Origin of the sequence: Achromobacter pestifer, from assembly GCF_013267355.1 — a bacterium.
GTDB classification, from domain to species: domain Bacteria; phylum Pseudomonadota; class Gammaproteobacteria; order Burkholderiales; family Burkholderiaceae_B; genus Achromobacter; species Achromobacter pestifer_A.
This window is the reverse complement of record NZ_CP053985.1, coordinates 4507963-4521788: the sequence shown is the minus strand read 5'-3', so window position 1 is coordinate 4521788 and position 13826 is coordinate 4507963. Positions and strand designations below refer to the sequence as shown.

Annotated in this window: 14 protein-coding genes; 5 read left to right on the top strand and 9 right to left on the bottom strand. The window is 66.5% G+C overall.

The genetic code is table 11. From position 1 onward, the window contains the following. Nucleotides 1-146: 146 nt before the first annotated feature. The 9 genes from FOC84_RS21475 to FOC84_RS21435 form a co-directional block, all read right to left on the bottom strand. The gene (locus tag FOC84_RS21475) at nt 147-563 is read right to left on the bottom strand and encodes a PaaI family thioesterase (RefSeq protein WP_173146215.1); all 417 of its coding nucleotides are present in this window, start codon (nt 561-563) and stop codon (nt 147-149) included. Continuing rightward, a complete protein-coding gene (locus tag FOC84_RS21470; protein ID WP_173146214.1) occupies nt 560-1567 on the bottom strand; it encodes a zinc-binding dehydrogenase in 1008 nt (335 codons plus the stop codon). Before FOC84_RS21470 ends, FOC84_RS21475 begins: the two co-directional genes overlap by 4 nt. Continuing rightward, a complete protein-coding gene (locus tag FOC84_RS21465; protein ID WP_173146213.1) occupies nt 1564-3108 on the bottom strand; it encodes a class I adenylate-forming enzyme family protein in 1545 nt (514 codons plus the stop codon). Before FOC84_RS21465 ends, FOC84_RS21470 begins: the two co-directional genes overlap by 4 nt. After that, nucleotides 3105-4202: a M14 family metallopeptidase gene (locus FOC84_RS21460; protein ID WP_173146212.1), complete on the bottom strand. Its 1098-nt coding sequence runs from the start codon at nt 4200-4202 to the stop codon at nt 3105-3107. Before FOC84_RS21460 ends, FOC84_RS21465 begins: the two co-directional genes overlap by 4 nt. Before the next feature lie 19 nt (nt 4203-4221). Next, entirely contained in the window at nt 4222-5004 is a 783-nt protein-coding gene (locus FOC84_RS21455; protein ID WP_173146211.1) for an ABC transporter permease, read from the bottom strand. Between the two features lie 11 nt (nt 5005-5015). Continuing rightward, a complete protein-coding gene (locus FOC84_RS21450; protein ID WP_173146210.1) occupies nt 5016-5849 on the bottom strand; it encodes an ABC transporter ATP-binding protein in 834 nt (277 codons plus the stop codon). Between the two features lie 18 nt (nt 5850-5867). Beyond that, nucleotides 5868-6965: an ABC transporter substrate-binding protein gene (locus FOC84_RS21445; RefSeq protein ID WP_173146209.1), complete on the bottom strand. Its 1098-nt coding sequence runs from the start codon at nt 6963-6965 to the stop codon at nt 5868-5870. A 71-nt stretch (nt 6966-7036) separates the two neighbouring features. Then, nucleotides 7037-7969, bottom strand: coding sequence for a VOC family protein (locus FOC84_RS21440; RefSeq protein ID WP_173146208.1), 933 nt, complete (start codon nt 7967-7969; stop codon nt 7037-7039). Nucleotides 7970-8224: 255 nt separating this feature from the next. Further along, entirely contained in the window at nt 8225-9136 is a 912-nt protein-coding gene (locus FOC84_RS21435) for a LysR family transcriptional regulator (protein WP_173146207.1), read from the bottom strand. Nucleotides 9137-9398: 262 nt separating this feature from the next. On the opposite strand from FOC84_RS21435, the gene FOC84_RS21430 reads away from it, so the two are divergent. From FOC84_RS21430 to FOC84_RS21410, 5 genes are read left to right on the top strand one after another with little or no spacing between them, the layout of a single operon-like run. Further along, the gene (locus FOC84_RS21430; RefSeq protein ID WP_173146206.1) at nt 9399-10175 is read left to right on the top strand and encodes a 5-oxoprolinase subunit PxpA; all 777 of its coding nucleotides are present in this window, start codon (nt 9399-9401) and stop codon (nt 10173-10175) included. A gap of 39 nt (nt 10176-10214) precedes the next feature. Next, nucleotides 10215-10457, top strand: a complete 243-nt coding sequence (locus FOC84_RS21425; RefSeq protein WP_173146205.1) for an acetyl-CoA carboxylase — start codon at nt 10215-10217, stop codon at nt 10455-10457. An 8-nt stretch (nt 10458-10465) separates the two neighbouring features. Further along, nucleotides 10466-11866, top strand: coding sequence for an acetyl-CoA carboxylase biotin carboxylase subunit (locus tag FOC84_RS21420; RefSeq protein WP_173146204.1), 1401 nt, complete (start codon nt 10466-10468; stop codon nt 11864-11866). After that, complete coding sequence (locus FOC84_RS21415; RefSeq protein ID WP_173146203.1) at nt 11863-12735, top strand: 5-oxoprolinase subunit B family protein; 873 nt, start codon at nt 11863-11865, stop codon at nt 12733-12735. The genes FOC84_RS21420 and FOC84_RS21415 overlap by 4 nt, the downstream gene beginning before the upstream one ends. Continuing rightward, nucleotides 12728-13717, top strand: coding sequence for a biotin-dependent carboxyltransferase family protein (locus FOC84_RS21410; RefSeq protein WP_173146202.1), 990 nt, complete (start codon nt 12728-12730; stop codon nt 13715-13717). Before FOC84_RS21415 ends, FOC84_RS21410 begins: the two co-directional genes overlap by 8 nt. The last annotated feature ends 109 nt before the right edge of the window (nt 13718-13826 follow it).

Here is a 13826-nt window from a genome sequence, read left to right as displayed (position 1 = left end):
GCATCATGGCGGGAGACGGCGCGGCGGCGAGCGGATCACGTTCGCCGCGGCTGCGAATTCGGCCTCGATCAGAGGGTGCAAGCGATCATGATTGTAATAGCTCCAGACGCGTCGCGCGCGGCGGCCCGGCGGGCCGCCGGCCTCATTCAGGAAGGCGTCGCGAAGTTGGCGCGGCCTACCGCCACCAGCTTGTCGGCATCGTCTCGCACCTCCACATCCGACACGCATATGCTCTTGCCCATGCGCAGCACCCGGCCTACCGCGCGCAGGCTGGTGTTGGTGGCCGGACGCAGATAGTCTGTGCGGAAGTTGATGGTCGCCAGCGGCTTGCCCAGCATCATCATCAGCACGTACTGGCCGACCGCGTCTATCATCGCCGCGATCACGCCGCCATGGAATTGCCCGCTGCCCGCCATGCGCTCGAACTCCGGACGCAGCTTCATCTGCATCACGATCTCCTGCCTGTCGTAGTCGGCGGACAGCACGGTAAGCCCCATGAAACTGTTGAAGGGGGCCTTCTGCAGACGCTGCTGCATTTCTTCGATCGTCATCACTTCGCTCATGGCGTCACCACCACTTTGCCCATGACTTCGCGGTCCTCGATCAGGCGCAGCGCCTCGCCCGCCTCGTCCAGGCTCAGCACGCGGTCCACCGGGACCTGCATCTTTCCCGACTGCACCAGCGCCAGCAAGGCATCCAGGTCCTCGCGCATCCAGCCGTTGGAGCCACGGATGTTCAGCTCGAAGGTCCAGATGAAGCGCAGGTCGGTCTGCGGGTCGTAGCCCGCGGTCGCGCCGCAGGTCAGCAGGCGGCCGCCGCGCCGCAGGCAGCGCATGGACTTGACCCAGGTATCGCCGCCGGTGAAATTCACCGCGACGTCGACGCCGCCATCGAACTTGCGTCGATGCGGCTTGCCATAGAGTTCGTAGACCACGCGGGCGAAGTCGGCTTCCGAATAGTTGATGACATGGTCCGCGCCCAGTTCACGCAGGCGCTGCATCTTGGCCTCGCTGCTGGCGCAGGCGACGACCTCGGCGCCCGCGATCTTCGCCAACATCACGCAGCCCACGCCCACGCCGCCGCTGGCGCCCAGCACCAGGACTTTTTCCCCGGCCTGGACCTGGCCTATCGTGTGCATCATCCGGTAGGCCGTGCCGAAGGCCACCGGCAACGCGGCGGCCTGCTCATAGCTCACGCCGTCCGGGATGCGGATCAACTGGTGCGCGCGCGCCTTGCACAATTCGGCCAGGCCGCCATGGACGGTTTCTCCCATCAGGCCGCCCTCGGCCCGGTTGATGGGATCGACCAGCACGCGGTCGCCGGCCGCCCAGCCCTCGACGCCCGGACCGACCTCGACGATCTCGCCCGCCACGTCCAGGCCCATGATCACCGGGAAATCGAGCTTGATGCCGGGCATGCCCCGGCGCGTGAACACGTCGTGATAGTTGATCGAAGTCGCCTTGACCCGCAGGATCACGTCGCCCTCGCCCGCCTTCGGATCGGGGAACGCGGGATCATATTGCATGACGTCCGGACCGCCATGTCCGTGTATGACTACTGCCTTCATGGATGCTCCTTGCTCTGATTGAGGATGGGTGGGTTGAACATCAGCTCGGCGGCCAGCAGCGCGGCCGCCTTGCGGTTGACCTTGCCCGTGCTGCTGACCGGCATCTCATCGACGAAACGCACCGCCCGCGGGTGCAGGTAGGCTGGCCCATGGGCCAGCGCGTGCTCCTTGACCGCCTGTTCGGACAGCGCCGCGTCGGGACGCAGCACCACCAGCGCGACGGGTTTCATGCCCTTGAGCGCGTCGGGCAGCGGCACGACGCAAGCCTGGAAGATGGCGGGATGACGTTCCAGCATCTTCTCGACCTCTCCCGGATAGATGTTCTCGCCGCCGCACACGAACATGTCGTCGGCCCGGCCCACGAAGTAATGGAAGCCGTTCTCGTCGCGACGCATCACGTCGCCGGTGATGTAAAAGCCGTCCTCCGTCATGGCCGCCGCGGATTGCTCCGGCAAGCCGTGGTAGCCCAGCATCAGGGCTTCGGAGCGAACCTGCAGCACGCCTGCGGCGGCGTCGATGTTGTCGCCATCGACCAGCCTGGACTGCACCGCCGGGTGCGGATACCCCACGGACAACACCGGCTGCGCCAGCCCTTCGGGATGCGGGCCGAACACCAGCGCACCGGTTTCGGTCGCACCGTAGCCGTTGCCGATGGCGGCGCGCGGGAACATGTCGCGTGCGCTGTCGGCGATGCGCTGCGTGAGCGGCTCCGAACCCAGCCGCACCATGGCCACCGAGGACCGGTTCGTCTGCGCCACCAGCGCCGACTCGCGGGCCAGCAACGCAATCATGGTGGGTATCGCGGTCAGCCAGGTGCAGCGATAGCCCTGTATCGCGTCCAGATAGCCGGCCGGCTCGAACTGGGGCATCAGCACCAGGCTGCCTTGGCCAGCAAGCGCGAGCTTGACGGTATTGAGCGCATTCATGTGGTACAGGGGCGCCGCCACCAGGAAGCGGTGACGTGAATAGTCAGTGGCGGCAACACGCTGGCGCACCGTCCAGAGATAGCCCGCGTGCGACAGCATCACGCCTTTGGGACGGCCGGTGGAGCCGGACGTGTAAAGAAACAAGGCGGCCTGCCCTGGTACGGCGGGCTCCGCCTCCCATGGCCCTGGCGACAGGAACGCGGCATAGCCGCCCGGGCCGTCCGCCCCGAACTCGACCACCGGCAACTGCGCCGGACAGACTCCGCGCCGCGCCCGGTCGCAGAACACCAGGCCGGCGCCACAGTCCTGCAGGATGAAGTCGATGCCTGCGGCGGGCAACCGGTGATTTACCGGCACCGCGACCAGGCCGGCCCGCATGATCCCCAGATAGGCGGCCAGGAACTCCATGCGATTGGCCGACAGGATCGCGACGCGGGCGCCCGGATCCAGGCCGCGCGCCCGCAACCCGCGAGCGACGCCGTCCGCCTGCGCATCAAGTTCGCCAAAGGTATAGACGCGCGGCCCCGGCTCGCCGCCCAGGTCGATCAGGGCGACAGCGCCCGCCTCGCGCGCCGGCGAAAACAACGAACCCAGGTTTGCGGATGCAGCCATCATGCATCCTTCCAGCCCGTCAGCCCCTCCACCGCCTGCCGCGTGATCTCCTGGGAGTGGCGCAGCGTGCCCTCGCGCCAGACCTGGTCCACCGGACAGAACGAGTCCAGCAGATCCGCGCGCAGCATTTCATAGCGCTCGCTGACCGGGTCCGCCTTGAATTTCAACCACAGGTCCAGGCGCAGCAAGCGGCGCATATGCCAGCCGCGCGTGCCGAACTCGATCACGGCGCCGCACATCGGCACGTCGCCCAGGAAGGACTGCACGCCATAGAACAACAGGCCCTGATAGTTCGGACGCGACTTGCCGTGCGGCCGCTGGCCGACGATGCGCTCCTTGCCCCACCACTGCACGGCCCGATCATGCAGGGGCCCGCCTTCTTCGTTGAAGCACAGGAAGAACGGTTCGCCGTATCCGCCTATGCCCGTGTGCCAGTCAATCAAGGCGACCTTGCTCGCGCCGGCAAGGTGGTCGCCGACGATGCGCTCCAGCGTCAGGTTGGACCACTCCCGCCCATTGCCGCCATAGTTCAGGCCGTCTGGATGGGAATACTGGCCGCGCGCCAGCGTGTCATACAGACGGTCCTCGCCATGGCTGGCCGCGAAATCCTCCATGGCCTGCTGAGCGGCCGCCACGTCCGCGCGGCTCCATTCATCGCGCAGCAGCAGCGGATGCAGCAGCGCATAGTCGGGATTGGCGGGCGGCGCCGCATCGTGCCCGATGAAATTGCGGTTCAGGTCTACATTGTTTTCGGTGGTGCGGCTCAGGTGCGCAAAGCCCCAGGGGTTGATGGCATGCACCATGACCACCGCCACGTCCGGGTCCAGCGCCGCGGGACCGCCGCCCAGCATCCACGCGATCTGCGCCGCCGAACCGAAGAAGCCCTCGAGTCCGTGGGTGCCGCTGACCACCAGCAGGCGGCGCGGCGCATCGGCGCGGCCGAAGCAGGCCACGTCGGTCACCAGCGCCGTGCCGCCTGGCGTCCTGGCGCCGGCGTGCGGATATTCCGCCAGGCGCCCTCCCGCCCCCACTGCCGCCGCCCGGAACTTGTCGCGCGCGCGGCCGTAGTCGAGCGCATAGCATTGATGGAATTCCATGGATGAGCTCTCCTGTCTGCTATTCGGCTTGCACGGTGGCCGAGGTCGACTTGTCCCAGAACACCAGCTTGCGGTGCAGGTATCGGATCAGGTTGGTGCCGGTCAAGCCGATGAACACCAGGCTGAACAGGCAGGCGAACATGGTGGCGACGTCCATGTTGACCGAGGCCGACTGGATCAGGTAGCCCAGCCCCTTGCTGGACGAAATGAACTCCGACACCACCGCGCCGATCAGGCTCAGGACGACCGATATCTGCAGGCCGGCGAAGATGTGGCCCGACGCGGCGGGCAGCTTGACGTGGAAAAAAACATGGGCGCGCGAAGCGCCGAAGGCCTTCATCAGATCCAGCATGGCGGGATCGGCCTGGCGGATACCGACCACCGTGTTGATGAACATCGGGAAAAAGCTCATCAAGGCCACCATCACGACCTTGGAGGCCATCCCGAAACCGAACCAGACCAGCAGCAAGGGCGCGATCGCCACTTTCGGCGTGGACTGCAGGGCGATGATGTAGGGATAGATGAACTGCTCGAAGGTCTCGGACTCGGCCAGTATGGTTCCCACCACCAGGGCCAGCCCGCAACCTATCAGGTAGCCGTACACGGTGCTTTGCAGCGTGAACAGGAAGTGCGGCCAGTACTGGCCGTCGATGTAGCCGGTCTTGAGCGCCTGCAGCACGGATTCCGGCGTGGGCAACAGGTAGTTGGGTACGGAGAACACCCGGATGCTGACGAACCACAGGATCACCAGCAGCACGCCGGTGATCAAGGGATAGAGTATGGACTTGATGGATCGGGACACGAACGCCTCCGCTAGTCGAACTTCACCAACTGATCGAACAGTTCCCGCAATTCGGCGCACAGGCGCGTGAACTCGGGGTCGTTGAGCGTCGCCAGCGTCCGCGGCCGCGGCAGGTCCACCGCGACTTCCCGGATGATGCGGCCGGGACGCGCCGACATCACCACGATCCGGTCCGACAGGAACACGGCTTCGGCGATGCTGTGCGTGATGAACAGGGCTGATTTGCGCGTGGCCATCCAGATGCGCTGCAGTTCGATGCTCATGCGGTCGCGGGTCATCGTGTCCAGCGCCGAGAACGGCTCGTCCATCAGCAGCAGCGCCGGATCGTGGACCAGGCCGCGCGCGATGCCGACCCGCTGCTGCATGCCGCCCGAGAGCTCGCTGGGATAATTGTTCGCGAACTTCTCCAGTCCCACCAGGCGCAGCAGTTCCAGCGCCCGGGCGGTGCCGGCTTCGACGTCCTTGCGCAAGGCGCGGATCGGCACCAACACGTTGTCCAGCACGGTTTTCCAGGGCAGCAACGTAGGCTGCTGGAAGACGATGCCCACGTCGCCGCGCGGCTTGTCGATGGGTGTGCCGTTGAGCAGGGCCTTGCCGCTGGAAGTTGTCAGCAGGCCGCTGAACACCTTGACCAGCGTGGATTTTCCGCAGCCTGACGGGCCCAGCACCGAAACGAATTCGCCGGCCCCTAGTTGCAGCGACAGGTTGTCGACAGCGGTGATCGGCCCCTTGCTGCTACGGTAGACCACGCTCACATTGTCGGCGGTCAGCAGGGGACGGCCGGCGCCGCCCGAGCGCGCTGGCGACCGCCCGCCTTCGACCAGGGATAGGTTCAGGGAGTTCATAGGGGTTCCGGCTCGCGTCTACTTGAGCTGCTTGGCCGCAGCCACCACGGCCGCGGCGTCGAAGTCGTTGATGTCCTTGACGAACTGGTTGGTGTAGAGCGGCTTGACGTCCACATTCCCGGTGCTCAGCTGTCCGCCTTCATGCAGTACCTCGACATAGTCCTTCCAGGACTGCTCGGTGTAGTAGCCCATTTTCCCGGCGCCCTGCTCCGGCAGCATGGTGGCCAGACGCACCTTCAGGATCTGCACGGCGTCCGCCAGCTTTTTCTCCTCGGTCCCCTCGGCCGGCTTGGTGGCCGGATACAGGGTCCAGAAGTTCTTCACGCAGGCTTCCGGATTGGCGTTGCAGGCGACCACGCCGCGGGCGGCGGCGCGCGCAAAGGCGACCACCAGTTCCGGCCGGTCGCGCAAGGTGTCTTCATGCGCGATCCAGCCGCTGGAGAACAGTTCGCGATAGTTCTGGCCCATGGGCAGGCGGCGCAGCTCGACGCCCATCTGCTCGATCTGCACGTGGAAGGTATCGAACAGGTTCAGCGCCTGCACCTTATCGTCGCTGATCGCGCGCAGCGCCGTCGCACCCACGCCCACGGGCACGAACTCGTAGTCGCGCTGCAGTTCCAGGCCGATCTTCTTCATCATCGCCTTGGTGACCGCCAGATTGCCCCAGGACATGGCGCCCACGCCTATCTTCTTGCCTTTCAGGTCGGCAAGGGACTGGACTGGACTGTTCTTGGTGACCACGACATCGAACGGCGACAGGTAGATGCCGTTGTAGAACATCTTGACCGGCAGGGGATCGCGGCCCGGCTGGCGCGAGATCACCAGCGGATCCGGCGTGATCCAGCCAAAAGTGATGTGCTTCTGCGTGACCTGCGGCAACATCACCGCGGCCCCCTGGAAGAAGGTCGCCTGGACGTCCAGGCCCGCTTCCTTGAAGTAGCCCATGCCCACCGCCATCAGCGTCGGCGCGTTGGATAGCGAAATGTTGGTGCCGTAGGCGAAAGTGACCTTCTCCGCCGCGTTCGCCGCGGCGCCGGCGACGCTCAGCGCCACGGCTGCGGCTCCTGCCAGGATCCCCCGCCGAACGCGGCGCTTCGGATTTGCGATACCTATCATGCTGCTGCTCCTGTTATTGAAGTACTAGCTGGATATCGGTACTGCGGCTGCCTGCCGGTTCAATGCCCCGCTCAATCCAAGGGGAAGACCGCGCCGGCGCCGGCGCAGAAAATGAGGCTTGCGCCGCCCGCATGTTCGGCTGCCACCAGCAGTTGATCGCTGGCGCGGCGGTAGGGAACCCGATTGGCCTCGAGCACGGCGGCAGTGCGGGACAAGTCGCCCACTTCCACGGCCAGCGCCGCCGGGCGCGGCAGGGCGGGAATCTCGCATCCGGGCAGACGCGTTTGCAGGGCGTCGCGGCCTGCCAGGCCCAGGCATCCCGAACGCAATCGGAACCAGGCCTCGCCCCGCCGCCGCACGCAGGCCATGCCCAGATAACGCGCATAGCGCGCCGCCGCCTCGTCCAGGTCCTCGACAGCGATAATGGCCGCCGCCAACGCGCGAGCGCCATTGGGATGGCGCAGGTAGCGCTCCTGCCAAAGCAATTCGGGGGTCTCGTGACGCAGGGTCAGGATCAGGCCTTCGGGCATGGCGCCGCGCGGCGTGCGCACCTGGCTGAACCGCGCCAGTTCGGGCCCTTGCTGCGTTCCTATGTAGCGTTGCAGCACGCCGGGCTCGGCCTCGAAGCCGGCCTCGCGCAACGCCGCGATGCGCTGCTCGGGCTGGGTGGTATCGAAGGCGATGATGTGCATGCCCGCATAGCGGGCCAGGCCGTCGGGTATGCCGCGCAGGTCCAGCGCCGGGTCCACCACCGCCACCAATTCGATGTAGCCCTGGCCGAGCATGGCGCAACGGTTGGCGATGCCGGCCTTGACCACCTCGCGCGTGACGGCGTGCGTGCCGGAATGCTGCGACAACGGCGTCAGCTGGAAGCCCAGCCTTTCATACAAAGCGGCCGCCGCCCCCATGTCGTGCGCGTACAGCCCCACGTGATCCAGGCCGACGGGATCCGGGCCTGCCGATTCCGCGTTCGCCCCGATGCGGGCGCCGTGGAGCTGCGTCATGGATATTCCTTCTTCTCTCTGGATGGGCTACGACCAACTCGGGAAGGCAAGAAGCGGCGCAGGCAGGCCCGACTTCTGTTCACATCAATGCATACATTGATATATACATCAGTGCATATTCAAACGGCAATCGTTTTGCGGCCTGGTGGCATGAGGGATTTCACGGGGTCGCGAGGGCGTGCACTGCCCCTGCCGCGAGGCGTCATCGGCCTGGCGGATCGACTTCGACGATGGGTTCCAGCCGCTGGCGAACGCTCAGCCCGCCCCGCCCCGCTGCGCCATGTATGCGTGCCGGAAGTAATCCCGCACCACCTGCATCGCGGGCGAGATTTCCGCGCCGCGGCGCCAGGCCAGCCCCACGTTCATGGGCGGAATCGGGTCCTTGAGCTGGACCGTTTCAATGCGCCGGCCTTCCAGCGACCAGGGCCGGTAGACCATGTCCGACAGCAGGGCCACGCCGCTGCCGTTGGCCACCATGCTGCGCACCGCTTCGACCGATGAGGTCCGCAGCCGCACGTCGGGCTTGAACGGCGTTTCGTTCCAGTAGCGCAAGGCGGTGTAGGCCGCCTCGTCCACGGTCAGCATGATGAAGGGCTCACGCGAAACGTCCTCCAGGGTCACGGCGTCCGCCGCCAGCAAGGGATGCCTGGCCGGCAGCCACAGCCGCCTAGGCGAGCCGAAAAAGTGCTCCACCGCCAGGTCCGGATTGGCGACGTTGGAGGTCAGCAGCACCGCCATGTCATAGCGGTTCGCGATCAAGCCTTCCTCGATGGCGCTGCGGTTCAGTTCGTGCAGCTGGATGTCCAGGCGCGGATACAGCTGCGACAGCCGCTGCAGGTGATACGGCAGGAAATAGCCGATCACCGTGTAGGAGGCCGCCAGCAGCAGGCGGCCTGAAACCTCTTCCGCCGCCGCCGGCATGCGCAGGGCTTCGTCGACCGAGGACAGGATGTTGTAGGCGTGGTTCAGGAAGGTGCGGCCGCTATGGGTCAGCGTCACGCCATGCGCGCCGCGCAGGAACAGCGCCGTGCCCACGGTGTCCTCCAGTTCGCGGATGGCGCTGGTGATGGCCGACTGCGAGATGGCCAGCTGGATGGCCGCCTGGGAAATCTGGCCGAGTTCGGCCGCCGCGATGAAGTATTTGAGCTGGCGTAGGGTAATCGACATGTCGTGGCTTATCTATTAAATCGATATCTATCATTCAGGATATCTGAATATTCTTTCCGCGACTCGATCGATGAAATCAGGGATATCCCTTATTTTTCATAGGAAATCGCTCCCGGCGCACGAAATCATTCATCAAGGAATTATCTGAAATTCAGATATCGATGGATCTATAAAAAGATCTTTTTATCCCTTGCCGGCTTGGCTAATGTTCACGTCACACGCCGCGTCGAATGCGGCGAGCGACACGAAGGAGCCACCCGCAATGAGCAAGCGCAGCATCGACCTCAACTCGGACATGGGGGAAGGATTCGGCCCGTGGACCATCGGGGACGGCGTGGACGACGCGATCATGCCCTTGATCAGTTCGGCCAATATCGCCACGGGATTCCATGCCGGCGACCCGCGGATCATGAACCGCACGGTGTTGCAGGCTCGTGAACATGGCGTCTGTATCGGCGCCCATCCCGGCTTTCGCGACCTGGTGGGTTTCGGCCGGCGGGACATGCGCGAAAGCGCCGAAGCGCTGGTGCACGACATCGTCTATCAACTGGGCGCCCTGCGCGAGTTCGCCCGGCTGCACGGACTACGCCTGCAGCACGTAAAGCCCCATGGCGCGCTGTACATGCAGGCCGCCCGCGACGAAACCCTGTCGCGGCGCCTGATCGAAACGCTGCAGGAACTGGAGCCCACGCTGGCGCTGTACTGCATGGAAAGCTCGGTCACCTACCGCCTGGCGCGCGAACTGAACCAGCCCGTGGTGCGCGAGTTCTACGCCGACCGCGACTACGACGCCAGCGGTTCCATCGTCTTCACCCGCTATACCCAGCCGCTGGACCCCGTCCAGGTCGCCGAAAAAGTGCTGCGCGCCTGCACCGAGGGGCGAGTGCGCACGGTCGAAGGCCGTGACATTGCCATCGACTTCGACTCCGTCTGCATACACAGCGACACGCCGGGCGCCCTGTCCCTGGTGCGCGCCACCCGCGAAAAGCTGGAGGCCCATGGCATCCGGATCGCGCCTCCCAGCGTGACCGGCCCCTGAACCGTCAGCCAGCCCGAACAACATTCCAAGGAGAAAACCATGCCGTTGCACGATATTCCCAGCCCCCTGCCCGGAACCTTCTATCGCCGTCCCAGCCCCGGCGCAGCCGCCTTCGTGGAGCCAGGCGCCACGGTGGCCGCCGGCGCCGTGATCGGCATCGTCGAGGTCATGAAGCAGTTCAACCAGATCGAAACACCCACCGGCGGCGTGGTGGCGGAGATCCTGGTGCAAGACGGCGACCCGGTGGAAGCCGGGCAGCCCCTGTTGCGCATCGAGGGATAGGCCGCGCCATGTCCGATATCAACCACCCCTACCGCCCCCGCAGGATCCACAAGGTGCTGGTGGCCAACCGCGGCGAAATCGCGCTGCGCGTCATCCGCGCCGCCCGCGAACTGGGCATGCGCACCGTGGCCGTGTACAGCGAAGCGGACCGCGACGCGCTGGCCACGCGCATGGCGGACGAAGCCGTGCTCATCGGCCCCTCGCACGCGACGCGCAGCTATCTGAATACCGAAGCGCTGTTGGAGGCCGCGCGCAGCACCGGCGTCCACGCGGTGCATCCCGGCTACGGCTTCCTGTCGGAAAACGCAGCGTTCGCGCAGGCCGTGAGCGACGCCGGCCTGATCTTCGTCGGGCCCGATGCCGCCACCATCCGCACCATGGGCGACAAGGCCGCGGCGCGCGCCTGCGCCCAGGCGGCCGGCGTGCCGACGGTGCCCGGCAGCGCGGGCGTGCTGTCTTCGCTGGACGAGGCCCTGACCCATGCCGCGCTTATTGGCTACCCGCTGATGATCAAGGCGGCCGCCGGCGGCGGCGGGCGTGGCATCCGCGTGGTGCGCGACGAAGCCGAGCTGCGCACACAGATGCCGCAGGCCCAGGCCGAGGCGCAGGCGGCCTTCGGCGAAGCCGGCGTGTACCTGGAACGCTACCTGCCGCGCGCGCGGCACATCGAAGTGCAGGTCCTGGGCGATGGCAGCAGCGCCGTGCACCTGTACGAACGCGAATGTTCGCTGCAGCGGCGCCGGCAGAAAGTCCTGGAAGAAGCGCCCTCGCCGGCCCTGAACCCCGCCACCCGGCAGAAGCTTTGCGAATCGGCGGCGCAACTGGCGCGCTCGGTCGGCTACCGGGGCGCGGGCACGCTGGAATACCTGTACGACGACAGCCGCGGCGCGGGCGAGTTCTTCTTCATCGAAATGAATACCCGCATCCAGGTCGAACACCCCATCACGGAAGCCATCACCGGCGTGGACCTGGTGCGCGAAATGCTGCGCATCGCCGACGGCGAGCCGCTGCGCTTGCGCCAGCAGGACATCGCCATCCGCGGCGCAGCCATCGAATGCCGCCTGAACGCCGAAGACCCCACGCGCAACTTCGCGCCCAGCCCGGGCCGGGTGGAACACGTACGTTGGCCCGGCGGGCCCGGCGTGCGCGTGGACTCGATGCTGTACCCCGGCTGCGCCGTGCCGCCCTACTATGACTCGCTGCTGGCCAAGCTGATCGTCTGGGACGAAAGCCGCGCCGCGGCGCTGGCGCGCATGGCGCGCGCGCTCGATGAAGTCGAACTGACGGGCGTGCATTCGACGCTGGCCCTGCACCGCGAGCTGCTGCAGGATGCCGACGTGCTGGCCGGCCGCTACCACACCAACTATCTTGAAGCCTGGATGCAAAAGGATCGGGAGGAACGGCAATGAGCCTGCGCTACACCCACGGCGGCGACGAGTTCATCTTCGTCGAGATCAGCGAAGACATGTCGCTGGAATCCTTTTTCAAGGGCATGGCGATCACGCGGGCGCTGCGCGAGCGCGCGGTCGACGGCGTGACCGAGATCTGCCCGGCCAACGCCTCCTACCAAGTGCGTTACGACCCCGACCGCATCGCCCCGGACGCGCTGCTGGCCTTGCTGCGCGAACTGGAGGCAGGCATGGACCTCGCCAACCTGACGCTGGCGACCCGCATCATCGAAGTGCCTGTGTACTACAACGATCCCTGGACCCACGAGACCCTGATGCGGTTTCGCGAAAGGCACCAGGATCCGGAATCCACGGACCTGGAATACGCGGCCCGCATCAACGGCCACGATTCGGTGCAGGCGTTCATCGACGCCCATTCCGGATCGCCTTGGTTCGTGTCCATGGTCGGTTTCGTCGCCGGACTGCCCTTCATGTTCCAGATGGTGGAGCGCGAACGCCAGCTACAGGTCCCGAAGTACCTGCGTCCCCGTACCGACACGCCCAAGCACACGGTAGGGCACGGCGGCTGCTTCGGCTGCATCTACTCCGTGCGCGGCGCGGGCGGCTACCAGATGTTCGGCGTCACGCCCGCGCCCATCTTCGAACCTGCCCAGCGCCAGGCGCATCTGCGCGATTCCATGGTGTTCTTCCGCCCGGGCGACATCGTGAAGTTCAAGCCCATCACCCGCGACGAATACGACCAGGCCGCGGCACAGGTCGAAGCCGGCAGCTTCGAGCTGCGCATCCGGCCCGTGTCGTTCTCCCTGGCCGAGTTCCAGCGCGCGCCCGATGCCTGCAATGCCCAACTGCTGGAGACGCTCCATGCCTAACGATCCCATCATCGAAGTCATCAAGCCCGGCCTGGCCACTTCGGTGCAGGACACGGGCCGACTAGGCTACTACCACCTGGGCATTCCGCCGTCCGGCGCGCTCGACCAGTACGCGCTGGCGGCCGCCAATCTGCTGGTGGGCAACGCCGCCGGCGACGCGGTGCTGGAATGCACCCTGCTCGGCCCTGAACTGCTGTTCCACCGCGCCGCCGTGATCGCCGTGACCGGCGCCAGCATGATCCCCAAGGTCGACGGCGTGGCGCAGGCCTGCAACGTGGCGCTGGCGGTGCAGGCGGGCAGCCGGCTGTCGTTCGACTTCGTGCAGGCGGGCGCTCGCGCCTGCCTGGCGGTGGCCGGCGGCATCGACGTGCCGGTGGTGCTGGGCAGCCGCTCGACCTATGCGCTGGGCGCCATCGGCGGCCACGAAGGCCGCAAGCTGCAGGCTGGCGACCGGCTGGCGGTAGGCCGGGCCTCGATCCGCACGCGCGTGGGCCGCGAGCTGCCCGCCGCGCTGGCCGTCGCCCCGCCCAAGACGCAGACGCTGCGCGTGCTGCCGGGCCTGTACGACCATCGCCTGGAGCCCGAGTCCGCCGCCACCTTCTATGAAGACGCCTGGACCGTGACCTCGGAGGCCGACCGCATCGGCTACCGCTACAAGCAGGGCCGTCCGCTGCGCTTTCGCGGCCGCGAGCAGCCCTTCGGCGCCGGCGCGGACCCGTCGAACATCGTCGACGCCTGCTATCCGATCGGCTCCATCCAGGTGCCCGCGGGCGTGGAACCCATCATCTTGCACCGCGACGCCGTGTCCGGCGGCGGCTACGCGATGATAGGCACGGTCATCAGCGCCGACCTGGACAAGGTCGGCCAGATGCAGCCCAACCAGAGCGCCCATTTCGAGCGGGTGACGCTGGAGCAGGCGGTGGCCGCCAGGCGCGACTACCGCGCCCGCTTCGAGCGGCTGCATCAGGCGCTCAGCGGCTGACCTTCCGGGGCGCGGCAAGGCCGCGTCCTATCCCCGCTTTTTCCAGTTTTCCGGCCTTGCCCCATGGCAAGGCCGGTGGGCGACGCGCGCCCGTTCCGCAGTCGAACCG